A 24,676-nucleotide genomic window follows, 5' to 3' on the forward strand; every position below is an offset into this window, starting at 1 on the left:
AACGCCTATGTGCCCACAGGTTCGTTATCATGCGCGCCCGCGCCCGTGACAGGTTCCAACCTGAACGGGCCGATCCGTCCGGATGTGGCATCTGTGCCACGCGGCCCCGCCCGCCAGCCCGGCTCCACCCCTCCGAACAGGACTGTTTTCCAATGACTGACAGCAACAACTGGTACATCGAACACTTCGAGCGCACCGGCTCGGCCATCGGCTACCGCATCACCGGCAAGCTGGACGAGGTCCAGTCGCCGTTCCAGAAGATCGAGATCTTCCAGACCACCGACTGGGGCAACCTGATGACCATCGACGGGGCCATCATGCTGACCAGCAAGGACAACTTCTTCTACCACGAGATGATCAGCCACCCGGTGCTGTTCACCCACGCCGCGCCCAAGCGCGTGGTGATCATCGGTGGCGGCGACTGCGGCACCCTGCGCGAAGTGCTCAAGCACACCGGCGTGGAGAGCGTGACCCAGTGCGATATCGACGAGCAGGTCACGGTGATGGCGCGCAAGCACTTCCCGGAACTGTGCGACTCCAACGACGACCCGCGCGCCGAGCTGCTGTTCGACGACGGCGTGGCCTACATGGCCAACTGCCCGGCGGGCAGCGTGGACGTGGTGATCGTCGATTCGACCGACCCGGTCGGCCCGGGCGAAGGCCTGTTCAACAAAGCCTTCTACGAGAGCTGCTTCAAGGCCCTGAAGGACGATGGCATCCTGGTGCAGCAGTCCGAGTCGCCGCTGATGCAGCTGGAGCTGATCAACGAAATGCGCACCGAGATGGGCAAGGCTGGCTTCGGTTCGTTCAAGACCCTGCCGTTCCCGCAGCCGTGCTACCCCACCGGCTGGTGGAGCGTGACCATGGCGCGCAAGGGCGACAGCAGCTTCGACTTCCGCCAGGCCGACTCGGCCGCCAAGACCTTCAACACCCTGTACTACACCGCCGCGCTGCACACCGGCGTGCTGGTGACCCCGCCGTTCGTGCAGGCTGCATTGAAGTAAGGCGTGCCGACCAACGGTCGGCACCCACCCAATGGAAAACCCGCGCTGGCAACAGCGCGGGTTTTTGCTTTCTGTAGAGCCGAGCCATGCTCGGCTGCTCTTCGGACAGGTTGCGATAAATCAAGCCGAGCATAGGCTCGGCTCTACAGTCACAGCGCCCAGATACCGGCAATCACCGCCACCACCAGGCCCCACTTGATGACCTGGTAGGCCACCACGCTGCGCTCGCGCAGTGCCTTGGCCTTCAGGCGCACCTTGTAGACGCTGCCGAATGCCTTGTTGACGCCACCGGTCGGGTCACCCGGCAGGTTCGGCGAGGCGCCGCCGGCCAGCAGCGTGGCCGCCACCGCGCGGTTGAACAGCCCCGGCAGGCCGAAGCGCAGCGGGCGGGCGATGTCGCAGAACAGGATCACGCGGTCCTGCTGCGTCTCGTTGTGTGCATGGTGGATGTAGGTCTCGTCGAACATCATCCACTCGCCGTCGCGCCAGCTCTTCTTGATGCCGTCCACCTCGATGTAGCAGGCATCGTCGTTAGGCGTGCTCAGGCCCAGGTGCAGGCGCAGCGAGCCGGCGAACGGGTCGCGGTGCGGGCGCAGCTCGCTGCCCGGCGGCAGCTGCGCGAACATCGCCGCACGCACATCCGGGATCGACTCGATCAGCGCCGTGGTCTTCGGGCACAGCGTCTTCGCCGACGGGTGCGACGGGCCGTACCACTTCAGGTAGAAGCGCTTCCAGCCTCGGCGGAAGAACGAATTGAAGCCGGCATCGTTGAACGTGCTGGAGGCGGCGATCTTCTGCGCGTCGCGCAGCGCCAGCGCCTCGTCGCGGATCATCTGCCAGTTCTGGCGCAGCGGCTCCAGCTGCGGGAACTCCTTGCCCGGGTCCAGGAACGGCGTGGTCGGTACCTTCGAGAACATGTACATGACCACGTTGATCGGGGCCATGAAACTGGAGTGGTCCAGCAGCTGGCGCGACCAGCGCGCGCGGACCTTGCCACGGAAGTGGATGTACAGCACGCAGGCCACGAACAGCGCTGCAATGACGATTTTGATGATCAAAGCACTTTCCTCCAGCCGCGGCCGGAACGGGAAACGGGGCGATGCACGGCCAGGCAGCCAGCACCGGTGGGGAACGCGGCAGGGGACGGGGACGTGCCGGAGGGGGCGGCCGCCGATGTCGCGGATTAACAGCTTATGGTCGGCAGGCCGTGCGCCGGGGTCAAGTTGCCCGTGCGCCGTGTTCATCCGGTTGCGAAGAAGGCGCAGCGCTGGGCGCGCAAGCTGTTGATGCTAAAGGCCAACTGGAATAAATGAGACAGAATTGTCCGATTCTGCGCGACGAACTGTTCCAGCCACGACCCCGACATTTCTCCGACAAATCGTGGAATAGCGAACTGGCGAGTACTAAAATTAACGAAAACTTAGTAACTCCCTGTAACACCGGTTCGCTTGACGCATTGCGCCACCCACCGGGTCGTCCGAGACCCCGACATGCATTTTCCTGCCCTGCCATCCTCCTCCTGCGGCGATGACGCCGCCTCCCCGCTGCTGCTCAAGCGCGGCGAGCGTTTCCTGGCCCCGGATGTCTACCGCACCTGCCTGGACGGGCGCGAGGCGGTCATCAAGGACTATTCCCGCTACCGCGGCACCCCCGTTTCGCTGATCGCGCGGCTGATGGTGCGCCGTGAAGCACGCATGCTGCAGCGCCTCGGCGGCTGGAAGCATGCCCCCGCACTGCTCGGCACCCTGGGCGGCCTGGCGCTGGGCATGGAGTTCATCCCGGGCCAGACCCTGAGCACCGCGCAGGCGGTGGGCAATGAAGTGTTCGAGCAGCTGCAGCACGCGCTCAGCCGTTTGCACGCCGCCGGCATCACCCACAACGACCTGCATGGCACCAACGTGGTGGTCAGCGGCGGCGTGCCGGTGCTGCTGGACTTCACCTCGGCCTGGCGCGCCCCGCGCTGGCTGCGCCGCAACCCGCTGAGCCGGCAGATGCGCCGCAGCGACATGAAGAACCTGCTGAAGATCCGCCAGCGCGTGACCGGCCAGGCGCCGAGTGCCGCGCAGGCCGCGCTGGTCGCCGACCCGGGCTGGGTCGCGGCTGTGCGGCAGGGCTGGAAGCGGTTCTACAAGTGGGCGAAGCGGCGGTAAGCGCTGTTCGCCCTGCATTGCTTGCGCGACTGCGGTTTGCCCCTGCATTTGCCCCGGGCCACACGCCCGATGTGCTCTGCGATACTCGTCGGCACGCCACTCGCAAGGACGCTGGGGATGCCGACACCTGAACACACCCACCTGCTGACTGCAGCCGCAAGATCCATACTGCGCCCCTTGGGCTGCGTGCAGAAAGGCCGTTCGCGCACTTGGCTTGACGACCAGGGCTGGTGGGTCGGGGTGGTCGAATTCCAGCCTTCGGCATGGGACAGGGGCAGCTATCTCAATGTCGGCGCCTGCTGGCTCTGGGAAGAAAAGGACTACCTGTCCTTCGATGAGGGCGGCCGCGTCGCCGGATTCCAACCCTTCACCGAGACCGCCGAGTTTGCCTCGGCCGCACAGACACTGGCCGAGCAGGCCGCAGCCGAGGTAATGGCCCTGCGTGACCGCTTTCCCACCCCGGGGCACGTGCGTACATTGATGAGTCATCACCCCAAACCGGGCATCCGCGAACACATCCATGCGGGCATCACTGCCGGGCTGGCGGGCGCTTACGACGAGGGTCGCAGGCACTTGGCACTGGCCGCTACGGAGACCCACCCAGCGCCATGGGTCGATGTGCTGAAGCAACGCTGTGCCGAACTCACGCCGCTGCTGCAACCTGATGGCGGCTTCGAGGCAGAGATCGACGCCATCGTGACGCGCACCCGCCGCGCGCTCGGTCTGCCGGAGTGGCGTTCGTCACCCCTCATTCCGCCCGGTTGATCACACCGGGAGGGCACTTCGTCGCACACGGGTATTCGCGCCTCCCGATCCCGGCTAGGGTCATCGCCTTCCACGCACAGGACTGCACCGAACCATGCGCCGCTGGCTCCTTCTCGCCTGGGCTACCCTGCCCTTCTCCGCCGACGCCATTGTCATCCGCAGCGATGTGGATGACAGCGCCTACCGCGTACCGGCATCCGCATTCCCGGCCTTGGCCGACCTGCCCGGGGAGGGCCACGGCGTCCTGATCGCGCCGCGCTGGGTGGTGACCGCCGCACATGCCGCGCCCATGGAAGGCATGGACACCGAGGTGCAGATCAACGGTCGCCCGTACCGTGTCGAGCGCGTGTTCGTGCATCCCGGTTACCGGCGCATGCCCGAAGCGCTTGGCCAGGCGGCGCTGGTGTCAGGCAACCCAGGCCCCATCCACGCCTTCCTGGCCGCCTCCGATGACATCGCCCTGATTCAGCTGGCCGCACCGGTCAGCGACGTTGCGCCGGTTCGCCTCTATCGCGGGCAGGCCGAAGCGGGAAAGATCGCTACTCTGGTCGGCAAGGGGGCCACGGGCACCGGCATGACCGGGCTGGCGCCGGGTGGAGCGCACCGCGGCGTACTGCGCCGCGCCGAAAACGCAGTGACAGGTGGCAATGGCCGCTATCTCTGGTATCGATTCGACGGGCCCGACGGCGGCCTGCCACTGGAGGGCGTGCTCGGCAGCGGTGACAGCGGCGGCCCATTGATGATCCACGGCGCTCATGGTTGGGAGCTGATCGGCCTGGGCTCGTGGATTACCGCAGTGCCGGAGCATGCGCTTGAAGCCGGCTACTACGGGCAGGTGGTGCACAACGTGCGCATCTCGCGCTATGCCGACTGGATCGACACCATGATACGCACCGCGCCGTAGAGTCGAGCCTGCTCGACTCAAGCAACCCGCCGGCCAAGCGACAGAGCCGTATAGCCTGGTGGCATTGAATGCCTGACGGGGTACAGCCGACTGCTAGTCGACTGCTCTTCCCGTCCGTGACCGAAATGCCCGCGCTGTGCGCGATAGTCGACTAACAGTCGACTCTACCCAGAAGTGTTCCCGGGACCAGTCGCGTTCGCGCATCCTGCGTTGCACTTACAACGCGTCCGCGTCCAGTTCACCGGTACGGATACGCACCACGCTGCCCAGGTCGTACACGAACACCTTGCCGTCACCAATCTTCCCGGTGCCTGCTGCCTTCACGATCGCCTCAACCACGGCCTCCACCTGGTCATCGGTTACCGCCACTTCCAGCTTCACCTTCGGCAGGAAATCGACCACATACTCCGCGCCACGGTACAGCTCGGTGTGGCCCTTCTGGCGACCAAAGCCCTTCACTTCCGTCACCGTGATCCCGGTGACCCCACGCTCGGCCAGCGCTTCGCGCACGTCGTCGAGCTTGAACGGCTTGATCACCGCCATGACCATCTTCATCGTCTATCTCCTGTCTTCCGGCGTGGAGGATAGCGCCTGAACGTGGCCCGTGCGAAGCCGCTGCGGCCTGTCCGGGCAGTGGGTGCCAGCAGTATCCTTGTGCCCGAATGGCCTGCCCGCGCCGGATGCACGGGCCCACCCCCACGGAGCACCCCATGATCGACCTGAATCAAATCGATGACCTCGCCCGTCGCCTCAGCGACCTGGTGCCGCCGGGCCTGCGCGAATCGCGCGAGGAACTGCAGGCCACCTTCAAGAGCGCGCTGCAGGCCGGCCTGGCCAAGCTCGACCTGGTCACCCGCGAGGAGTTCGAAGTGCAGCGCGCCGTGCTGCTGAAGACCCGCCAGAAGCTGGACGCGCTGGAAACGGCCGTGCGTGAGCTGGAAGGGCGCGGCGCCGCAGAATGAAAAAAGGAGGCGCACTGCGCCTCCCGTTTACAGATTATTTCCCGGATGGGGCCTTGCAGCAAGGCCCACCGGACGCCCTAGACTCGCCGGCCTGTCGATCCGGCAGGGCAGAGAGGGGCAGCAGCGATGGCGCAGGACACCGATTGGACACCCGTTTCGCATGACACCTGCGACCAGGTCGCCGGGCCGTTCTATCACGGCACCCGCGCTGATCTGGCGATGGGCGAGCTGCTGAGCGCGGGCTTCCGCTCCAACTATCGCGACAGCGTGGTGATGAACCACATCTACTTCACCACGATTGCCAAGGGCGCCGGGCTGGCTGCGGAGATGGCCAAGGGTGAGGGGCGGCCGCGCGTGTATGTGGTGGAGCCGACCGGGCCGTTCGAGGACGACCCGAACGTGACCAACAAGAAGTTTCCCGGGAACCCGACGCGGTCGTATCGGAGTGCGCAGCCGTTGCGGGTGGTGGGGGAGATTGTGGAGTGGGAGCTCTACGGCGCGGAGTTCGTTCGGCAGTTGAAGGCGTTTGTTGCTTCGGGGAGTGGGGAGATCATCAACTGACACTGATAAGGAGGAAGATCAGCGCTTCCCTGCGGCCGCTATTTGCAGGGTGTGCTACCCGGTAGCTCGCCCTTCAGCCGTCGCATCGTGGAGTCGAGCGCTCCAAGGAACGACGCATCGTCGTCTGTCACAAGCGCGCGCGCCCGCACCAGCATCACCTCAGCCCGGCGGCAATTCTCCCTCCCCCCCAACGAAATGAGATGGGAAGCGAGGCGCTGCATCGCCGCAGGATCTCCTCTCGAAACCCCCTCCTCCATCCATTGCCTATAGAGGGCTGCATTGCCTATCTCGCGGTAGTGATTCTCCACCAACGCCTGAGCGTGCCCATCGCCAGAGCGGGCCCTGGCTTCCATCTGTGCTGCGGATTCGGGGCCGTAGCTTTCGCTTCTGCTCCCTGCGATCACATCGCCTGTGGCTTTCTCGGAAGAGGCTCCTCCGGAATTGCCACATGCCGAAAAAAGCAACATCAGCCAAGCTGGCAACGAAGCCTTAAGGCTTGTCATTTTGGTTTTCCGATGGTCTGAGTAAGAGGAAGCCTACTTCCAGTCTGTGATCCAGCAAATGTTATGGTCGTCGAGCCGTTTGCATTGAATCGAATCGTCTTGATGGCTGGGCCTGAACTTCCAGTACCGCCTGGAGTCAATCGATTCCAGACACCTGGCGCGCCCTTGCCGTCCTGCTGCATGTTAACACGCAGGGTAACAGGGCCACCTGAGTAGTTTGTGGGATACATGACAAAACCACTCGGCGCATAGACGGTGGAATCGTTCAGATCGGCCCATAGCTGGCCAATTGACTTGTTCAATCCTGTTGGGGCCACGCCTAAATGACACGCAGCCATGAATACGGTTTGCCCACGTTTCAAGCCGAAGTCACTTCGAGCGCGATCAAGGGACTCCGACGATTTGAAGTCCGTGTAGCGCGTTGAGTTGCGCTGGTCCTGTACCAGATCTGGATTTGCGTGAGCGGTGAGCGTAAACATTGAGCGTGAATCTACCGCGTCTCCAGCCCTCCTTAATCCCGCCGGATCGTGGTCGCCGAACAGATTCATGCTGGAACGGCCATCAGGATCAATATATCTGTACGGATTGTTGTCGGCGTACCAGTAACGATTGAACGATCCCGCTGGAGTTCTATGGGCAGCGATTGGGTCCACTGACAGAAACCGCCCCACCTGCGGATCATAGTAGCGCTGCTGCATGTAGGACAGACCATTAGTGCTGTCGCTCACATGGCCAGCATAGCCGACGCCATCAGCAAGAGGGCGCTCCAGCAATTCCCCATAAGGATCGTAAACGCTTCTCTGGACTACGGCTGCGGCCGTGTCTGTGACCGCAACGGGCGATCCCAGCGCATCGAGATGCTGGTACTTGGGGCGGGTCACGCCATCACTTCCAGTCTCCAATGTCGCGACCAGCAGCTCTCCCAGGTAGAGGTACTCTCTGGATGTCCCATCACGCTCGCTCTGCTGGCGACGGAGCCTTCCCTCCCTGTCGTACATCGAGTGAATGGAACCACTACCCTGCAACCATGCCAGTACGCGCCGACCATGCGCATCGTAGCGGTATGTCTCAGGACCCGGCGCCAGTCTCATTCGATTGCCTATGTCGAAGACAAAGCTCTGCCCGTTTCGCATCGACAGGTTGCCTTGCACGTCGTAGGACAGCCCCATCGTTGTCGCATCAGCACTGGATCTGACGTTGGTCAAACGATTGTGCTGGTCATAGTAGTAGGAATGATCCTTGCCACCCGCAAGCTTTGCGCTCTGCATATTGTCCAGGACGTCATACGTGAAACGAACAACACCATCACCCCCAAAGGCGGCGGAGGTGGCCTGGGTGAGACGATCCAAACCGTCATACATCATCGTGCGGCTACGGCTTCCTTGTCCGATTTCGGCAATCGTGACAACGTTTCCATTCAGATCGTAGTCGTAGTTCAGAATACTGACATTCGGAAGCGCACTGAGGCGCGCCGGGAGCCCTCGGACGTTCAGGTCCTGCTCGAACCTGATGCCATTACCATACGTGAAGCGGCTTGCAACACCTGCCGCGTGATGGGACGCGCCAAGCACGTAGTCTCCAACCCGGGTTGCCCGGCCGAGAGCATCAGGCGCCAAGGCCACATACAGGCCACTGGGATACTGGATCCCGCTACGCGAGCCGTTGGCATCGTAGGAATAGCCAAGTCCCCACGTGTACCATCCCTCCTGTGAACTCGACTCTCCAATCAGCAGCCTGCGCTTGTTGTAGCTGTAGGCATTGATGGTGTGATTTGCTCCTCCGTCATTAGCCGTAGAGATGCGCGCAGGCAACCCATCTGCGGCATAGGTCCAGATTTGATTGCCATTGCCATCCGGGAAGGAGAGCGTAGACACCCGATTGCGAGCGTCATAAGTCAGATCGACACGACGAGGCGAGCCATGGGCGGCAGCTATATCGCAGTTGCCCGGATCCGGAAGGTCCAAGCCGCTCGCTGTCCAGATGGTATTGTCCCCGCCGTCATATCCCATCACTGTGCTGCCAGACTCCGGTTCGATCGACTTGCACAGGCTTCCGCCCTCGCCGTAAACCAGAGTTCTGCGCAACTGGATGCTGCCAGTAGCATCCCTACGCACAATGGCCGTCGGGCGCCCATATCTGTCGCGGGGGATATCAGTAAACTGCCCCTCGGGCGCACTGATTGCGATCACAGCCGACTGGATAGGGGAACCGAAAGCCTGATACTGGAATCTCGTAGTGGCTCCCCGAGGGTCGGTCGTCGCTCTCCGATTCCCGGGCTCGTAGGCCACAACGGTCGTTGCGAGTCCCGCGTCAGTATCCTTTGAAATCGATGTCACCCGCCCCAGTGCATCGTATTCGGTCCAGACACCCTTCAATGGTGGAAGGACGACGCGAGTGTTTGTGTTGGCGGTAGCGTCTCCGAAGCGTCCAACGCCTTCCTGATTCATCCTCCACTGGAGAGGGTACTGACCTGCCGTTGATGGCGCAGTGATGGAGAACAGGAACTCGACGATTCCATTCGGTGGAACATCATGCGGCAGGGGGATTCGCGCTGCACCCCAGACGGTATTGTCCGAAGGGCTTTCCGTTGCAAGGCTGTAGCCTGCACCACTGCTCCAGGTCGTCTCGCCAGTATTTCGAAAGCGAAGACGCATCTGGACAGTGCTCCCTGCCTGCACTTCAACCGGGATGCCTCCTCCCTCCTCCGTACGCGCATTGTTTACCGGTGCCGCCACACTGATCACTACATTCGACGTCGCAGGGCCAAACCATCCTTTGCCATCCGCCCACATCTGCCGCTGGAAGTTGTAGTTTCCTGGCGTCACTGGCGCCTGCAGCGGGACAGCGATATCCACAACTTCCCCTGGCGCTACGGCTCGTGGGAGCGCGGTACGCGCCGCTCCCCATTGGGTGGAATCGGTCGGGTTTTGCGCCCCCAACCAATGGCTACCCGGTTGCCACACCGTATCGCCCGTGTTCTTCATCCTAACAAACGCCGTCTGGGTGCTACCCGTTTTCATTGCAGGCGCAACGCTCTGACTCTGAAACTCGGCGCTGTTCACCGGCTGCCACACAAAGAAGCCAATCTGGCCCGTGCTCAGACCAAACCAGCTTCCATTCCGCTGCATCTGGAAAGTCACGCCATACCAGCCTCCATTGGCAGCCCCTGTGCTGGGTGTAAGCGTGACGTTGAAAGTGGCGCTTTGACCGGGAGGTATGACCGCAGGAACGGCTGAGCTCGCTGCGTTCCAGTAGACCAGCCCGTTGTCCGGCATGCTCAGCGCATAGCCTCCCTCCGGTGACCAGGTGGTCTCACCCGTGTTCCTCATGGTCACAGTTGCGACGAACGGTTGCCCCGCGACCACCCGATTTGTATTGAGCGACGCAGCAACCTTCTCAGCGGAATCCACGGGTGCAGGCGGTGGATTGACCGTGATGACCACCGGTCCGCTCTGCAACGACCGGACAATTTCCTCACCGTTGAGATTGCGGATGCCCTGGGCAGTCAGCATGTACTGGTACGTACCAGGTGGGAGTCCGTAAACGGTGTAGGTTCCGTTGGCGAAATTGCTGAGCAGAACTCCGTTCTGTGTCAGGCGTACGTTGTCAATGTACTCCGATTTTGATCCGCCGTTGGTGCTGCCATACCCGACCGTCATGCTGACGGTAGCGGGCGCGATATACACCGTCTGTGCGGGCCCGGTGAGCTTCACCCATGCCTGGGCATACGCGGCGGGGCTGGCTGCCAGAACCAGAACCAGAACCACCACTGCCATGGCACGAATCCAGCCCAGTCGCTCAGTGAGCGCCGAATTCATCAGGATGCTCGTCACGGTTCCCCCAGACGATAGCGGCCCGGATTGGACTGGAAGGTGGTTCTTCCAGCGTGGTCGTACGCGCTAATCACCTGCATCAGCGTGGAGCTTCGACTTGTCGCGTCGTACTCCTCCCTCAGCACTGGACGCAGGAGTGCGTCGCGATAGGTAATCCGACGCGCATTCCCTGTTGCCTCGATTTCTCGCCAATGACCAGCAGCCAAGCCTCGCTCAGTACCGGCAGTACGTTGGTGATTGATGACGGTATCGTTCCAGCCAACGGTGTCATCCGACGGATAGCGGATCAGACTCACGCGTCCCATCGCATCGTAGGCAAATACCGTCGTTGCTGATGTTTCGTCGGTCTTGCTCAGCAACCAGCCATTGTCGTCTACCGTGGCAGAGATGCTGGTGCCATCCGCGTAGATAACACGGCGGGGAGTACCCCGCTTGTAGTCCTGCATCTGCGTAATGTTGCCGTTGCCATCCTTCGCCTGCACCACGTTTCCCAATGCGTCGTACGCAAGCGTCTGTTTCAGCTTGCCAAACAGCCACGTTGCTTGTGGAAGCGATTGGGCATTGTACTCAGTCCGGCTTTGCTCGATCCCCGTGTCGATATCGACGACACGCGCCTTCTGACCCAATGTCCAGGAAGAGAGATCGTCATGGAACGTAGTCCGGTCCTTGGATACACCGACATCGCTGCCACTATAGGTTTCCACCGGCCTTGCGAATGCGTCGAAGCGATCTACCCGTTCGGTGTAGGACGTCCCCTCGCGGAGGGTTACTGCCAGCTTCTGCGGCTGGATGAGGCCCTCCGCGGGCGTCATGATGCTCAGCGACTGCCCCACTAGAGGAATGAACTGCCCTGCGGCGTCTTCCTTGGCCAGGTATTGGTAGGTCACACCCTCCAGCGTGGCTCCTGCAGCGTTGGCGGTGCGCGTTTCCAGAATCTTTCCTTCATCGATGCGCGGCCGCACCCCGAAACGATAGCTCACGACGCTACTGTCCGGCTGGGTAATCGTCGTCCATCGACCGCCGGCGGAGAATCCGTCTTGGAAGGAGTAGGACGTCGCCATCGTAGGCAGGCCGGCACCCGTGATCGTGCGCTGCTGCAGGCTCCAGACGCCGGTATAGGGAATCTGTTCCGGCGACGAGCAGGGGCTTATGTCTGTCGCCCGGTAAAAATAGCGATAGGCAAGCGAGTAGGCTGCGGTGGCACCTGATGGGTGACCTACGGTGTAACTGTAGGGTCCGTATACGGTTCCCATTCGCGGATCACATTCTGACCCTTCCTGTGTAGGACCAAACGTGGGCGGCCTGAGGGTGCCTGTAACCGTGTAGGTCCAGCGAGTGCCGTCAGGCTGCACAACCGCCGCCAAGCCACCGTCGATGCCCGATCCAAGGGCACCTGGTTCGCGGTACTGATAGGTCCACGTGCGACCATTTGCCGAAGCGCTGGAGATTCGTTCGCCGTTGTAGGCAATGCTTATCGATCGCCCATCACTGCTGCTGATCGAGGTGAGCTTGTCGCCTGAGTAGGCATAGTTGACCCAGTTGCCGAAGCGATCTTCAACCCGAGTCGCCAGGAAGAACACATGGCTGCGCGAAAGAACGCGGGTCGGTGCCAGCGGATTGTCCCTGTAGCTGAACAACGGCATTTCCCGGGTGACCACCCAGTTCAGGTAGTACTTGGTCCCATCCGGCGCCAATGCAAGAAAGGCCTCGCCCGGTACTCCATTCTGCGTCTGCGGCAGACAACGGATCCGGACATTACCCGTCGTTACCCATGCATACGTCAGCCCATCGGCAGGCATTGGCACGCCAGCCGAAGCCACCAACAACTGCGATGTTCCATCGCCGGGGAGATTCAATCCATATCCATTCCAGAATGCGGCTTCCGGAAAACTACCCATGCCGTCGCCGATGTAGGGCTTTTTCTGCTGGGAACACCTTTGAAAGCGCGAAGCGTCGTCGTCGGGCCCAACCACCCACCCACGGCTGCTGAACACGCCCTCAAGATGCGGAATATCGATGTCCCAATCGTAGAAGCCGGCAAGATCGCCAGGTTTGCTGTCTTGATAGAGATAGCGCTCGCTTATCGAGCGCTTCCGAACCAGTTCCACTGGAGGTCCGGCATTTCCTGGGATCGCGATGTCGGTTACCGAAAAGCTGAGCTGACCATTGAACAGTGAGATGTTCTCGCCGAAGGTCTTTTCGTCAAGGCGCCCCATCTGTTGTGCCTTGCCCACCTTGTTCGCGTACTCCGATTCTGGTTGCACAAGCTGCTGGGCAGCAACAGACGAAGCAACGAGGCACAGCAATACTGGTGCGAACCGCAACCACCTGGATCCCATAACGTTCCCCTGGCGAAAATGAACAATCCGTTCATGCAGCGACGCCGATTCTGCACTGAGATTTCGATAGGCACAGGTCAGTGAACGCCGCAACTCGTTGTAGGAATTCCCCTACTTCCAGGATCCGTAAACACGGGTCCCCAACGAATCTGCACAACTTCCGCGCTATGCGCCCACGCCAAAAGCGACTAGGACCCTGGCGGTCTCCGCCCAAATCCTTGGCGTTCCACACAACGGCAGATAATCGCCACTTCCACCCTGCAACGGCAGTAGGGACTCGAAAGCGCGCCGTTGTGATGAGGTTCGCGCATGCCAGCCGGCATCAGCTTGGGTACTTAGCCGTAGTCTGAGGGGAGAAAGGTCCTTGACAAGCGCCCGCTATTGCCAAGGGCGTAGCGCTAGCCTCGAGTGGTTCCGTACCCAGCGACGATGCACGCAGCAAAGTTATCCTGATGCACTCGCACGTAGATCAGCCAACGGCGAAGAATCTTCACCACATTCTCAGCTCCACGCGCTCAATGGCCATCCATGTCCGTCCCATGCCTACCCCTCAATTCACCGTATGCGTCGTCAGCTCATTGAAGCTCCGGCGCACCAGGTACCACGCAACCAGGAACGGCCACAGCGAGTTGATCGACGAGAACACGCGCTGGGTCAGCCCCCTGAACCCCTCCGGATCCGCCCCCACCACGTTCAACCAGAGATAGACGATGCCCCCGATGCTCACCACAGCGGTCACGGCGTACGCCCTTCGGTTGGCAGACCACGCGCTCAATTCGATGTGCGACATCGCCGGTGCAATGATGTTTGCGATGCCAATGGTGTAGAAGCCGTGCATCGGATGGCCCATGGGCCAGAGCCCGTTGGTCAGCATGGAGATGCCAAAGATCATCCAGCAGATCGCGCCTACGGCAATCCGGCAGCCGGACTCTCGCCATACCCCGATGGCAAACGCCACGAAGCCCACGCCGCAGCCGATGGGGGCAATCCTAGCGCAGATGCTTGCAAGCGTTGGTGTCTGCAGCAGCTCGCTGGCGTGCTGTGCAAGCGGGTTGTAGCCCGGCGCAAACACGGCGGCAACGCTGGTCCAGAACAGGAACCATGGAAGCGGGACCAGACCCGCGCAGAGAAGCAGTCGGCTGCGGCGTGACACGTGCAGTGGTCCTTGTTTGGCCTGCGCCAGTGGGTGGAATCCAATCGAACGCTGCAAAACCTTCCTGCTGCGGGCAGGACGGCCCTCAGTGACTACAGCAGTAGTCAGATTGCGCGCGGCACTCGATGGGTTCAATAGGCAAGAAGTCATTTAAACCATCCAGCGGGTGTCGCAGCGGTTCGGTTGCATGAGCGATCACGCATGCCCGATGGGCGAGTGCTGTCGCATTTGCCGCGCCTTGCATCTCTGACGGAAGGTTCTGACGACTCTGTTCCAGAAGTGCTGCTGCGCCAAGCACGCCAAGGCTCTCGCCGCTTTCTCCGCTATGCGACAATGCCAAAAGCGTCTCGGGTTTTGGCGGCATTGACCCTACCCGTTGGCATTCCGAACAACAGCAGGTAATCGTTACTGCGCCACCGTGCATCGGTGGTCGGGACTCGAAAGCCCGTTTTGTTGGGAAGTAGTTTGCGCTTGCCAGCCGGCACCACCGCGCGTGGTGCCGGCTGGCAATCCGTCTGCCGGCTATGGCGGGCGGGGCGTGGGGGTCTTGTACCCGCCGGTTCCCAACATCCGGTTTTCGAGCCACGCTCTGCCCGCCACCTTTATCGGTGGCGGCGTCCGCCTGCTTGCACGGAGCCCGCCATGACCACACCGCACTCCCCTCCTCCACGCCCCATCCAGGAAGCACCGTCACCCGCGCCTGCGCTGGACCCCAACAGCCTCATCGCCATCCTGCACGCCATCGGTGCGGGCGCTGCGGCCGACGGCCAGCCCTGGCCCGAGCGGCACCACCTGCGCAGCCGGCAGATGGCGTTGTCCGACGCCGACTGCGCGCTCACCGGCCAGCGCATCGTGCAGGAGATCCTGCTGGCGGCCGAGCGCACGCGCCAGAACGGCGAGCCGGAGCAGTACGTGGGCGACCGTGTGATGGAGGGGCTGGTGATGGCCGATCTGGCGCTGACCGCCTTCATCCACGAGCGGATGCGACCCAAGGACTGAGCGCGCTTATGGCGCGGAGTTTTCTGCCTGTGTGCGGGGTGACGAATGAAGATGCACGGCCTTGCCGCTGCGGTGGTGTGCATCGCGGTGATCGGCGCGATGTTGGTGGAGTGGCCCGAGCCCACTGGCGATCAGGTGTGGGCCTACCAGAAGCTGCAGCCGGCCGATTACCGTCTGCTGCACAGTGATGCGCGCGGGTTTGTGACCGCAAAGGCCCACGAGGGCTTTGAACTGCATGCGCGCCATGCCGGCGCAACGTCCTTCGAGATCCGCTGCAGGGGCGTTGTGGTGATGGACGTGGAGAACGCGCCGTCGCGCGTGCTGATCCGCATGCCTGCCGATGCCCGCTGGCGGGCACCGGATATCGAACGTCTGCGCATCAGCTTCGAGCGCTGGCTGGATCTGCACCAGAGCCAAGGGCGGTTGCTGGTGGAAAGCGCGGGGCCTTCGTGGGTTGAGGCCCGGTTTGGGCGCTTCAATGGGTTGGTGCAGGATGAGCAGCGGTGTCTGCTTGGGGCCCGAGGACACCGCCAAGCCGATCCCACCAACTACTTCAGCGCTGAAGTGCCATCGTAGGCTGACGCTCACAGTGGCGCTGCGTCTGAACAGCAAGGGGCCGCCCGATGCTCGATCGCGAGGGGCCAAGCTCCGCCACAACTACTTCAGGAGGCTGGCGGTCGAAGCCCTTGTAGGCGGTGCACGTCTCTCCCGTCTGGCCAATGGGATACGTTGAACTCTCCACCTCTTCCCCGCACCCCGGCAGGCCCATGGCGAGCGAGAGGGCCATCAGTACTCGCAAGCCCCCAGGGACTTGAAGTGAACGCAGCTTTTCCAGCAGCCAATGTGGAGATTGGCATGCTTTCACTTGAACGCCGGTGAACCTCCCCGCAAAAAGCACAAGCCGCCCATTGGGCGACTTGTTCTCTAGTGCAAACGAGATCACGGAAGGGGGCACGCCTATCGCCTTCGACGCGAATTTTCCCACCACTGCTTCAGCGCAAGAAACAGATGAAGGAATAGGAAGATCACCGCGAAGTAGCCCCAAATACGCAATCCCGTATGCATAGCGTCCGGGTAATTGCGGTACGTGAGAACTGCGAAGTAAGAAACGCCAAAGACCGCAGCGAGAAGCTGAGTGCCTATGAGGCCTTTCAGCAAGGGACTCATTTTTTCTTCTCCAGGTCCTTCTGCACGATAGTCGCCCCTGCTCCCGCCAGGCCCTGACCCGCTTGGGACGCCGCACCCTGGAGTGCCGATTGCCTGGGAATGGCAGTTCCGGTTGACGCAGTGGCACTTGCCATGTTCGGCCCACCTGGGCCGCGGGATTGACTCAGCCGTTGGAGTGATCCGCGCGCAGCTGGGCCTGCGAAATCACCCATGGCAACGCCAACCCCGGAGGCTGCCAATCCACCCGCTGCACTGCCAATCGCATTTGAAGCGACGCCCTCCGCCGTGATGGGTTGCCCTTTGATTGCGCTCTCTGCGGCGGAGCCAGCACCGCCCGCCACCGCATTGACCACGGTCTGTATGGCAACCGCACGCCCTACCGAAATCGTGCCGGAACCCACTGCCGCAACGGCCACTCCACCAGCGCCTCCGGAGACTGAGCCAACCGCAGCAGCAATGCCAGCCTCCACTTTGTCGATAGGCTTATCCGGATTCATGGCTTTCTGGACCGCGATGTCTGCGAGGCCGCCCAGGACGGCGCCGTAGATGAATGGCATTACCGGAACCCTTCCGTCCGGATCGGTGAAGGAGTACGGATTGCCATAAGCGTAGCTGTATCGATTGAAGTGTTTCGTGCTTGAATGCGTAGAGATCGGATCCACCGAGAGGAAGAGTCCCAACTGGGGATCATAGTAGCGCTGCTGCATGTAGCTCAGCCCAGTGGCAGCGTCGCTCACGTGTCCCGTATATCCAGGTCCATCCGCAACCTGCCCGCCAACAACGGCACCATAGGGTTCGTAGTCATAGCGCTTGACCACGTTGCCATTGGCGTCGGTCTCGGCAACCACCGAACCAAGCGCATCGGTATGAATGTAGGTGACCGTCTCGGCACTTGCCGATGGCGTCAGCGCCAGGCTCATCATTAGTGTGCAACAGAGCCAGGCCCCCCACGGGGCCCCGTTCGGGAATGCGCTTCGCCACCCCCAAAGGACGAGGGAAACACGACGATCAGCCTCCTCAAACGTTTCCATTCCCCCCATCCCCTTGAAAGAGCCTTCCAGCAAGATTCCGTCTTCATATCACAGCCCCCGATGGCTGGGGAAGTCACATTGAAAACCAGTGCGAGTCGACGTGAATCAAGCGGTGGCTGTTGCCACGCTGTTTTTCCAGAAGCATCCATGGTTGCACCACCTGGATGCCCCAAGTGGAATTGGCGTAGCGCTTGGAAATGCGTGGCCATGTGTAACCGACGCCATTCAATTTGAGTAGCACGTCAATTTGAGTAGCACGGCGAATTGGCGTCCATCGTTCACTTGATGGCCGAATCTTGCTTCCGCAGAGGAGGAAGGCATGCCCCAACCGTCTGCCGGAATCCCCCTAGCCGCTTCACCAGCAATTCCCGATATCCCATGCGGAACGCCTGCCGCACCATCAAGCATCCCTCTGCAGGAAACCACACATGAGCCTGGCGCTGGTCCACAGCCGTGCCCGCGCCGGGGTCGATGCCCCGCTGGTGCGGGTGGAAGTGCACCTCTCTGGCGGCCTGCCTGCCACCCAGATTGTCGGACTGGCCGAGACCAGCGTGCGCGAATCGCGCGAGCGCGTGCGCGCCGCCCTGCTCTGCGCGCGCTTCGACTTTCCGCAGCGGCGCATCACGTTGAACCTGGCGCCCGCCGACTTGCCCAAGGAAGGCGGGCGTTACGACCTGGCCATCGCGCTGGGCATTCTGGCGGCCAGTGGCCAGGTCGATCCGCAGTCGCTGCTGCAATACGAGTTCCTGGGTGAGCTTGGCCTGACCGGCGAGCTGAGGCCGGTAGCCGGCGCGCTGCCGGCGGCGATCGCGGCCGCTGAAGCCGGGCGCATCCTGGTGGTGCCGCCAGGGAATGCCGCAGAGGCTGCGTTGGCCGAGCACGCGGATGTGCGTGTGGCGCGCACGCTGCTGGAATGCTGCGCCGGGTTGGGCAACCCGCGCCTGTTGCCGCCCGTGGAGCGCGTGGACACGACGCCGTTGCCGCTGCCGGATCTGGCTGACGTGCGCGGGCAGGCGCATGCACGGCGCGCGTTGGAAGTGGCCGCTGCCGGTGGGCACCATCTGTTGTTGATCGGTAGTCCTGGCTGCGGCAAGACACTGTTGGCCTCGCGCCTGCCCAGCCTGTTGCCGGATACCGAAGAGACTGAGGCGCTGCAGCTTGCCGCGATTGCGTCGGTGAGTGGCGAAGGGCTGGACCCAAGACGTTGGCGGCAGCGGCCCTTTAGAGCGCCCCATCACAGCGCGAGCGCGGCGGCGCTGGTGGGTGGGGGCAACCCGCCCTGCCCCGGTGAAATATCACTGGCCCACCATGGAGTCCTCTTCCTTGATGAGCTCCCAGAATGGAACCGCAGCGCGCTGGAAACCCTGCGCGAGCCACTGGAATCCGGCCACATCCGCATCGCCCGCGCGGCGCGCAGCGTGCAGTACCCCGCGCGGTTCCAACTGGTGGCTGCGATGAATCCCTGCCCGTGCGGCTGGGCCGGTGACCGCAGCAACCGTTGCCTGTGCAGCGACGAGCGCATCAACCGCTATCGTGCGCGAGTGTCCGGCCCGCTGCTGGACCGCATCGATCTGCATATCGGCGTAACGCGAATGGACGCGGTGGAGCTGCGGGAGAGCACGCCGCTGGGTGAGCCCAGTGCTGCGGTACGTGCACGGGTGGAAGCCGCCCATGCCCGGCAGCAGGCACGTGGCGGGCTCAATGCACATCTGCCGCCGGCGGCGCTGCGGGCGTGCACGAAGCTGAGCGAGGCCGATCAGGATCTACTTGAGCAGGCGATTGAACGTCTGCAGCTTTCCGCACGGGCGATGCACCGGATTCTACGCGTGGCGCGCACGATTGCGGATCTGGCGGGTTGCGAGGTGATCCGGACGGCGCATCTGGCTGAGGCGATTGGCTATCGGCAGCTGGATCGGGGAAAGCCGGGAGTATGACGAAAGATCACATCAGGATGAAGGAGGCGCGCCGCGTCTCGTCAAACTGCAGGCTATTCACTGAAAGGGCGCCAATGTCGGGCAGTAGCCCAAGAGTGTGACGCTCCCATACCTCCGAAGGCCCCGCGATATCAGTATCCACGGCATGAATGCGATACACCGGCGCGTAGTCATCCCGTTCGTCCTCGAACGGACAGTCAAGCACCCAGCGCTTTGATGCGCTATCGGTTACCAGCATCATTCGCGGCAGGTCATGGAATCCGCGATACGCCAGGATGCGGTACTGCCCAGGAAGAAGAACCATCGGAACTCTCGGCAAATTCGCGGTTCAGCGGCCGCGTCCGAACAGTACACCCCGCTTCGCCAGCGACGCCACCCGACGGCTGACCAGCGCGTGCAGCTCCGCCAGTTCCGACGCCCGGCCAGCCGTCATGTTGTCGCCGAACAGCACCCGTGACAACGCCGCCTCGTCGCTGTCGTCCGGGTGCTGCCACCGGTCCCGGTACACCTTCTGGCACACCAGCCAGGCCTGCCGCAGCCCCCCACCGGGTAGCGGGCGGACCATGCGTTCGTAGACCTGCCAGAACTGGTATTCGGCCCGCAGGTCGAATGCGAGCGCCACGGACAGCGCTTGCCGGGGCCGTACTGGGCCTCGGATGCCGAACAACCGGGTTGGCGGGGTCTGCTGTGCCATGCCAACAGAATGACCCAGCAACATTGTGGGAACCTTGCGTCGCCGCCAGAAAATCCCTGTTGATTGCCCAAGGGGGGCCAGGTGGGTTTGGGGGGCCGCCAAGTGCATCCACGCATGGCGTGGATCTACTCAGAAGGTCATCGAGGTACTGAACATCAGCTGCCGTGGCGCGCTGCGCTGCAGCGTCTGGTAGTCCCCCGAGAACGACGAGCCGGCGATGGTGGCGGTGCCGATGTTGTGGCGGTTGAACAGGTTGCTCACGTCCAGCCGCAGCTCCAGCCCGGGCACTGGGCTGTCCGCACCGAATCGATACGCAGCATAGGTGTTGACCTGCCAGAAGGTCGGCACGCGGATGTCGTTCTCGTAGGTAAAGGGCTGGCGCAGGTACGAGGTGCTGGTGGCCCCAAAACGCCAGTCACCGAAGTGGGCGGACAGGTCGCTGACCAGCGAGATCTGCGGGTAACCCGGCTGGGCATTGCCCTTGATCGGGTACACCGTGTCGCCCACCACGAAATCGCTGTCGTAGTACGAACGGGCTACGGCCACGCCCTGATAGAACTGCAGGTGGTCGGTCAGGTCGGCGGTGATGCCGAGGTCTGCGCCGATCACATGCATCTTCGGCATCAGCCGCACCGTGTTGATCTGCGCGAACTGGGTGCCGATGGCGGCCGACAGCAGGCGGTTGCGGATGTCGTTGTAGAACACGTCGCCGGTAATCGTCAGCCGGTCGAAGCGGTGTGATGCGCCCACGGTGAGGTTCCAGTTCTTCTCCGGGCGCAGCGTGCCGGCCACGCGGTCGAACTCTTCCTGGTCGGTGATGGTCCACGCCGAGGCGGTGTAACCGATGTTGCCGCGCTGGGCCACGCGATAGCCGTTCATGGTATTGGCCAGGTCGATGAAGGCATCGGTGGATTCGGTGGGGCTCCAGAACAGCGAGACGTGCGGCAGGAAGTTGCTCTTCGCGCGCAGCGTTCCGTTCACCGGCCGGTCCTTGGCATCGCCGAGGCCGCCGCCGCGGGTGCGGAAGTCCACGGCCTTGAAACCAACGCCCAGCTTCAGCGTGTCGTTCAACACGATGTCGTCCTGCAGGTAGAACTGGCGCGAGCGGGTCACCCAGCTCGATGCGTTGTCGGTCTTGAACGCGGGGCCGTACACGTCGAACGGGCCGGTGGCCTTCAGCGGCGGGCCCTCGCCCAGCAGTGGCTGCTGGTACCACTCGGTCTTGGCCGCAGCCTTGCTCTTCTCCTGCCAGAAGCCGGCCGTGAAAGTGTGCGCGCCGGTCTCGAACTGCAGGTTGAGCATGCCACCCAGCCGGTTGAGGCGTGGTGTCTGCACCTGTTCGGAGAACGGCGCACCGTTGGTCGACGGTACGGTCGGGTCGGTCAGCGTGGCCTGGGTGTGGCTGTTGGCGTTGTACAGCTGCACGTTGCCACTCAGCGCCGGGGTGATCTGGAAGCGATGGTTGATCGATGACACGCGGTCGCGGGTGGTCTGGCCGGTGTCGTACGGAATCAGTTCGGACAGCTCACCGCAGGTGTAGGCGCCGCAGGATTTGTCCGCGTTTTCCGGCGAGGCCACGTACCACGCCCACGCATAATCGGGATAGAAGATGTCGGCCTTCCAGCCCAGCTTGCGGATCATGTCGAAGGAGATGTTGTTGTAGCCCCAGACCTTGGCCTTGCTGTCGGACAGGAACACGGTGACATCGCCCCAGGCGACGTCCTGCTGCAGCTTCAGGTCGCCGCGCAGGAAGTTCTGCGTGCCCTCGCCCTGATACTTGTCGGCCGATACACGCTGCAGGTCGACCAGCACTTTCGGGCCATGCTCGCCAAGCTGGCCGCTCTGCCCGGATACGGTGGTGACCAGCGTGTTGTTGCTGCCCACGCCCTGCTTCACGCGCAGGCTGGCCGTGTCCTGCAGGTCGCGCAGGCGGTACTCCAGGCTGCCGCCGTTGACGCTGCTGGAAAACACACTGACCGGTGCGCCGCCAGGGCTGACCGTGATCGCGCCGATACCATCGGGCACGCCCACGTTCACCACGCTGGTGCCGGTGAGCGAGAGGAAGCCGTTGTCGTTCAGCGGCACGCCCTCGAAGGTGATGCCCATTTCATTCATGCGGAAGCCGCGCACGAACAGGCTGGTGGCCGAGATATCCAGGCCCAGCCCATCGGTGGCGGTGTAGCTGGCACCGGGCACCTGCTTGAGCATGGCCAAGCCGTTGTTGCCGGTGACCATCGCGTCGAGGTCTTCGGCCTTGATGATGTAGCGGTTGGGGCCGATCACCTGGGTCGGTGCCACGGCCGCACCGCGCGGTGTGGCGATGACCTGCAGGGCGTTGAGTGTAGTGGGCGTGTCGAGCGCGGCGTCGTGCGTGTCTGCGGCGTACGCAGGTGCAGTGATGGCCGCGATGATGGCCAGGGCGAGGCGCGTCGTGGGTGGGGTGTTCATGGCAGCAGATCCAGGTGCAGGGAGAGAGCGGCGCAGGCGCACGCCCAGCGCGTTGCAGCACCGGTGTCGGCGCCCTGGCTGGCGGTGCGGTTGCGTTGAAGGCGTGACGGCGCGGTGCGTGCCGGTCAGTGGCAGACGAAGACGATCATCTGCCGTGAGATTCGGTGGGGTGATTTCGACGTGCGGAATTCTTGCATCGCACTGCCGCATCCGCCATTGCACCGTGGTACAGCGCCAATGGCGGTGGGGATGGGTGGGCTATACGTAAGTATAGCCCCGGCGTGGTGGGGGCCGACCTTGGTCGGCGCTCGTGTGCCAACCAAGGTTGGCACCCACCGAGGCGGATGAGGTGGGCACCTACCAGGGCATAGAGACGCGCGGTTACTGCAGGACGAAACGCTCAATGGCGCGCGCCACGCCTTCGTCGGCATTGCTGCTGGTCTCAAACCGCGCCACCGCCTTCACCGCGTCGATGGCATTGCCCATCGCCACGCTGGTACCGGCGTATTGCAGCATGGTCAGGTCGTTCTCCTGGTCACCGATGGCCATCACGTTGGCGCGGTCGATGCCCAAGTGCTCGGCCAGCTTCTGCAGGCTCGGGCCCTTGCCGGCGCGGTGGTCGAACACTTCCAGGAAGAACGGCGCGCTCTTCAGTACCGCGAAGCGCTCGGTCAGTTCGCTCGGCAGGCGCGCGATGGCGGCATCCAGGACGTCCGGCGCGTCGATCATCATCAGCTTGATGAAGGACATCGATGGATCCATGTCCTCCACGCGACGATACGACAGCGGCATCCGCGAGAGATGCGAGTCGGCCACGGTGTAGTAGCTGATGTCCTGGTTGGGCGTGTACATGCGCCGGCTGTCCAGCGCCTGGAAGTGCACGCCCAGGTCGCGGGCCACCTGCTCGCAGAACAGGAAGTCGTCGAAGCTGAGCGGATATTCGACCACGGTTTCGCGCGTGCCGATGCGCTGCACCAGGCCGCCATTGCAGGCGATGCAGTAGTCGTCGTTGCCGGTGATGCCCAGCTCGTGCAGGTACGGCGCCAGGCCCGGAACCGGGCGGCCACTGGTCAGCACGATGTGCACGCCCAGCGCCCGCGCCTGCGCGATGGCCTTCCTGGCGCGGGAGGTGAGCTGGTGCGACGGGTCCAGCAGCGTGCCATCCATGTCGATGGCGACCAGTTCGATGGTCGATTGCCGGCGGCCCATGTCCATTGCGTTCAACTCGTGCGGGGCACGCCAGTTTACCCCCTCATGCCCGGTTCACCTCTTTGCCCACGTTGGCCGGGATACTGGGGGAGCCTGTGCGTCCCCCACCGCAGGACGGCCCGTTGACCGCCCTTCCCTGGAGAACCTTGCGACGCATGACCTACCGTGCCCCCGAAACCAATGACAGCGCGCCCCTGGCCCAGCAGATCGAGCAGATGATCGACGAGCTGCCCGGCGACCAGGTGCGCGTCGGCACCCTGCTCAGCGCGCTGGGCGATGAGGGCCTGCTGCTGATCGTGATCCTGCTCTCGGCCATCTTCATCATCCCGGTGTCGATTCCAGGGCTGAGCACCGTCTTTGGCGCCTCGATCCTGCTCATCGGCCTGAGCCGTGTGCGCGACCGCCCGCTGTGGGTGCCGCAGAAGCTGGCGCGTCGCGAGATCGCCACCGACAAGCTGAAGGCCAACCTCGGCCGTGCGCTGAAGTGGGTGCACCGCATGGAGCGGCTGTCGCGGCCGATGCGGCTGGCGGTGATGGTGCGCTCGAAGAAGATGATGCGCCTGAACAACCTGATGCTGGTGTTCGCGACCCTGCTGCTGATGGCGCCGGCCGGGCCGATTCCTTTCAGCAACACGCTGCCGGCACTGGCGCTGATGTCGTTTGCGATTGGCTTCATCCAGCGCGATGGCGCGGCGGTGGCGGCCGGTTATGGTTTCGTGGTAGCAACGGTGGTGTATTTCGGCGTGCTGCTGGGCGGCGTGGGGTTTGCCGCCGAGTCGGTGTTCAGCGGGTTCCGCAGCAGTACCGCCGAACTGTAGAGCCGAGCCCACGCTCGGCTGCTGTTCGCTCGGTGCACGGAAACCCGCGCGCTGCGCGCGTAAGCCGAGCATGGGCTTGTATGTTCCTCCCGGCTCCTACGCGGTATGTAGGAGCCAGGGTGGAGGGACCGTCAACATGATATCTGCGGATAGCAGCCGACAGACGAGCCGAGCGATCCCCATCCCGCACCTTAACGTCGAT

At 63.0% G+C, this 24,676-nt stretch carries 20 protein-coding genes; 10 read left to right on the forward strand and 10 right to left on the reverse strand.

What is annotated here, in order from left to right; all coding sequences use genetic code 11:
* Positions 1-152 precede the first annotated feature (152 nt).
* A complete protein-coding gene (gene speE / locus AC5P7R_RS09205; protein ID WP_478436068.1) occupies positions 153-1,004 on the forward strand; it encodes a polyamine aminopropyltransferase in 852 nt (283 codons plus the stop codon).
* 149 nt (positions 1,005-1,153) lie between these two features.
* Here speE and AC5P7R_RS09210 read toward each other — a convergent pair whose 3' ends face one another.
* Entirely contained in the window at positions 1,154-2,059 is a 906-nt protein-coding gene (locus AC5P7R_RS09210; protein WP_031269191.1) for an aspartyl/asparaginyl beta-hydroxylase domain-containing protein, read from the reverse strand.
* A 435-nt stretch (positions 2,060-2,494) separates the two neighbouring features.
* Between AC5P7R_RS09210 and AC5P7R_RS09215 the strand changes: the two genes are divergently transcribed.
* The 3 genes from AC5P7R_RS09215 (at position 2,495) to AC5P7R_RS09225 (ending at position 4,823) form a co-directional block, all read left to right on the forward strand.
* Entirely contained in the window at positions 2,495-3,154 is a 660-nt protein-coding gene (locus AC5P7R_RS09215) for an RIO1 family regulatory kinase/ATPase domain-containing protein (RefSeq protein ID WP_021201933.1), read from the forward strand.
* A gap of 117 nt (positions 3,155-3,271) precedes the next feature.
* Entirely contained in the window at positions 3,272-3,919 is a 648-nt protein-coding gene (locus tag AC5P7R_RS09220; RefSeq protein ID WP_227852534.1) for a hypothetical protein, read from the forward strand.
* A 94-nt stretch (positions 3,920-4,013) separates the two neighbouring features.
* Entirely contained in the window at positions 4,014-4,823 is an 810-nt protein-coding gene (locus AC5P7R_RS09225; RefSeq protein WP_227852535.1) for a S1 family peptidase, read from the forward strand.
* Positions 4,824-5,039: 216 nt separating this feature from the next.
* On the opposite strand, the gene AC5P7R_RS09230 is transcribed toward AC5P7R_RS09225, so the two are convergent.
* Positions 5,040-5,378, reverse strand: coding sequence for a P-II family nitrogen regulator (locus AC5P7R_RS09230; protein ID WP_005411374.1), 339 nt, complete (start codon positions 5,376-5,378; stop codon positions 5,040-5,042).
* A gap of 155 nt (positions 5,379-5,533) precedes the next feature.
* On the opposite strand from AC5P7R_RS09230, the gene ubiK reads away from it, so the two are divergent.
* A complete protein-coding gene (gene ubiK / locus AC5P7R_RS09235; protein WP_005419983.1) occupies positions 5,534-5,785 on the forward strand; it encodes a ubiquinone biosynthesis accessory factor UbiK in 252 nt (83 codons plus the stop codon).
* Positions 5,786-5,911: 126 nt separating this feature from the next.
* Positions 5,912-6,346: an NAD(+)--rifampin ADP-ribosyltransferase gene (arr, locus tag AC5P7R_RS09240; protein WP_021201936.1), complete on the forward strand. Its 435-nt coding sequence runs from the start codon at positions 5,912-5,914 to the stop codon at positions 6,344-6,346.
* 499 nt (positions 6,347-6,845) lie between these two features.
* Here the strand turns inward: arr and AC5P7R_RS09245 are convergent, their stop codons facing one another.
* The 3 genes from AC5P7R_RS09245 to AC5P7R_RS09255 all read right to left on the reverse strand — a co-directional run bounded on the left by AC5P7R_RS09245 (position 6,846) and on the right by AC5P7R_RS09255 (position 14,174).
* Positions 6,846-10,667, reverse strand: coding sequence for an RHS repeat domain-containing protein (locus tag AC5P7R_RS09245; protein WP_478436069.1), 3,822 nt, complete (start codon positions 10,665-10,667; stop codon positions 6,846-6,848).
* A gap of 11 nt (positions 10,668-10,678) precedes the next feature.
* Complete coding sequence (locus tag AC5P7R_RS09250; protein ID WP_146268438.1) at positions 10,679-13,114, reverse strand: RHS repeat domain-containing protein; 2,436 nt, start codon at positions 13,112-13,114, stop codon at positions 10,679-10,681.
* Between the two features lie 457 nt (positions 13,115-13,571).
* Positions 13,572-14,174, reverse strand: a complete 603-nt coding sequence (locus AC5P7R_RS09255) for a DUF998 domain-containing protein (RefSeq protein ID WP_111104450.1) — start codon at positions 14,172-14,174, stop codon at positions 13,572-13,574.
* Between the two features lie 642 nt (positions 14,175-14,816).
* Here AC5P7R_RS09255 and AC5P7R_RS09260 point away from each other — a divergent pair.
* Both AC5P7R_RS09260 and AC5P7R_RS09265 read left to right on the forward strand, forming a co-directional pair.
* Positions 14,817-15,173, forward strand: a complete 357-nt coding sequence (locus AC5P7R_RS09260; RefSeq protein ID WP_021201939.1) for a hypothetical protein — start codon at positions 14,817-14,819, stop codon at positions 15,171-15,173.
* A 45-nt stretch (positions 15,174-15,218) separates the two neighbouring features.
* Complete coding sequence (locus AC5P7R_RS09265) at positions 15,219-15,749, forward strand: cold-shock protein (RefSeq protein ID WP_111104498.1); 531 nt, start codon at positions 15,219-15,221, stop codon at positions 15,747-15,749.
* Between the two features lie 587 nt (positions 15,750-16,336).
* Here AC5P7R_RS09265 and AC5P7R_RS09270 read toward each other — a convergent pair.
* A complete protein-coding gene (locus tag AC5P7R_RS09270; protein WP_227852295.1) occupies positions 16,337-17,260 on the reverse strand; it encodes an RHS repeat-associated core domain-containing protein in 924 nt (307 codons plus the stop codon).
* A 539-nt stretch (positions 17,261-17,799) separates the two neighbouring features.
* Between AC5P7R_RS09270 and AC5P7R_RS09275 the strand changes: the two genes are divergently transcribed.
* Positions 17,800-19,305, forward strand: a complete 1,506-nt coding sequence (locus tag AC5P7R_RS09275) for a YifB family Mg chelatase-like AAA ATPase (RefSeq protein WP_227852296.1) — start codon at positions 17,800-17,802, stop codon at positions 19,303-19,305.
* Between the two features lie 7 nt (positions 19,306-19,312).
* Here the strand turns inward: AC5P7R_RS09275 and AC5P7R_RS09280 are convergent, their stop codons facing one another.
* The 4 genes from AC5P7R_RS09280 to yidA form a co-directional block, all read right to left on the reverse strand.
* Positions 19,313-19,609 carry a hypothetical protein gene (locus AC5P7R_RS09280; protein ID WP_031269210.1) on the reverse strand — a complete coding sequence of 99 codons (297 nt, stop codon included), beginning with the start codon at positions 19,607-19,609 and terminating at the stop codon, positions 19,313-19,315.
* A 24-nt stretch (positions 19,610-19,633) separates the two neighbouring features.
* A complete protein-coding gene (locus tag AC5P7R_RS09285) occupies positions 19,634-20,023 on the reverse strand; it encodes a hypothetical protein (RefSeq protein WP_478436070.1) in 390 nt (129 codons plus the stop codon).
* A 105-nt stretch (positions 20,024-20,128) separates the two neighbouring features.
* Positions 20,129-22,447 carry a TonB-dependent receptor gene (locus AC5P7R_RS09290; protein ID WP_478436072.1) on the reverse strand — a complete coding sequence of 773 codons (2,319 nt, stop codon included), beginning with the start codon at positions 22,445-22,447 and terminating at the stop codon, positions 20,129-20,131.
* 381 nt (positions 22,448-22,828) lie between these two features.
* Positions 22,829-23,662, reverse strand: coding sequence for a sugar-phosphatase (gene yidA, locus AC5P7R_RS09295; protein WP_180876438.1), 834 nt, complete (start codon positions 23,660-23,662; stop codon positions 22,829-22,831).
* Positions 23,663-23,811: 149 nt separating this feature from the next.
* Here yidA and AC5P7R_RS09300 point away from each other — a divergent pair, with 149 nt between their 5' ends.
* Positions 23,812-24,474 (forward strand): exopolysaccharide biosynthesis protein, encoded by a 663-nt coding sequence (locus AC5P7R_RS09300; protein ID WP_111098655.1) that lies wholly within the window; start codon positions 23,812-23,814, stop codon positions 24,472-24,474.
* Positions 24,475-24,676: the final 202 nt, after the last annotated feature.

This window comes from Stenotrophomonas sp. YJH_SMC_27, from assembly GCF_059369815.1.

What these genes read in the sequence shown, in the direction of transcription:
- speE (WP_478436068.1), top strand. Translation starts at nt 153, where the DNA reads ATGACTGACAGCAACAACTGGTACATCGAACACTTCGAGCGCACCGGC.
- AC5P7R_RS09215 (WP_021201933.1), top strand. Translation starts at nt 2,495, where the DNA reads ATGCATTTTCCTGCCCTGCCATCCTCCTCCTGCGGCGATGACGCCGCC.
- AC5P7R_RS09220 (WP_227852534.1), top strand. Translation starts at nt 3,272, where the DNA reads ATGCCGACACCTGAACACACCCACCTGCTGACTGCAGCCGCAAGATCC.
- AC5P7R_RS09225 (WP_227852535.1), top strand. Translation starts at nt 4,014, where the DNA reads ATGCGCCGCTGGCTCCTTCTCGCCTGGGCTACCCTGCCCTTCTCCGCC.
- AC5P7R_RS09230 (WP_005411374.1), bottom strand. Translation starts at nt 5,378, where the DNA reads ATGAAGATGGTCATGGCGGTGATCAAGCCGTTCAAGCTCGACGACGTG.
- ubiK (WP_005419983.1), top strand. Translation starts at nt 5,534, where the DNA reads ATGATCGACCTGAATCAAATCGATGACCTCGCCCGTCGCCTCAGCGAC.
- arr (WP_021201936.1), top strand. Translation starts at nt 5,912, where the DNA reads ATGGCGCAGGACACCGATTGGACACCCGTTTCGCATGACACCTGCGAC.
- AC5P7R_RS09245 (WP_478436069.1), bottom strand. Translation starts at nt 10,667, where the DNA reads ATGAATTCGGCGCTCACTGAGCGACTGGGCTGGATTCGTGCCATGGCA.
- AC5P7R_RS09260 (WP_021201939.1), top strand. Translation starts at nt 14,817, where the DNA reads ATGACCACACCGCACTCCCCTCCTCCACGCCCCATCCAGGAAGCACCG.
- AC5P7R_RS09265 (WP_111104498.1), top strand. Translation starts at nt 15,219, where the DNA reads ATGAAGATGCACGGCCTTGCCGCTGCGGTGGTGTGCATCGCGGTGATC.
- AC5P7R_RS09270 (WP_227852295.1), bottom strand. Translation starts at nt 17,260, where the DNA reads ATGAGCCTGGCGCTGACGCCATCGGCAAGTGCCGAGACGGTCACCTAC.
- AC5P7R_RS09275 (WP_227852296.1), top strand. Translation starts at nt 17,800, where the DNA reads ATGAGCCTGGCGCTGGTCCACAGCCGTGCCCGCGCCGGGGTCGATGCC.
- AC5P7R_RS09280 (WP_031269210.1), bottom strand. Translation starts at nt 19,609, where the DNA reads ATGGTTCTTCTTCCTGGGCAGTACCGCATCCTGGCGTATCGCGGATTC.
- AC5P7R_RS09285 (WP_478436070.1), bottom strand. Translation starts at nt 20,023, where the DNA reads ATGTTGCTGGGTCATTCTGTTGGCATGGCACAGCAGACCCCGCCAACC.
- AC5P7R_RS09290 (WP_478436072.1), bottom strand. Translation starts at nt 22,447, where the DNA reads ATGAACACCCCACCCACGACGCGCCTCGCCCTGGCCATCATCGCGGCC.
- yidA (WP_180876438.1), bottom strand. Translation starts at nt 23,662, where the DNA reads ATGGACATGGGCCGCCGGCAATCGACCATCGAACTGGTCGCCATCGAC.
- AC5P7R_RS09300 (WP_111098655.1), top strand. Translation starts at nt 23,812, where the DNA reads ATGACCTACCGTGCCCCCGAAACCAATGACAGCGCGCCCCTGGCCCAG.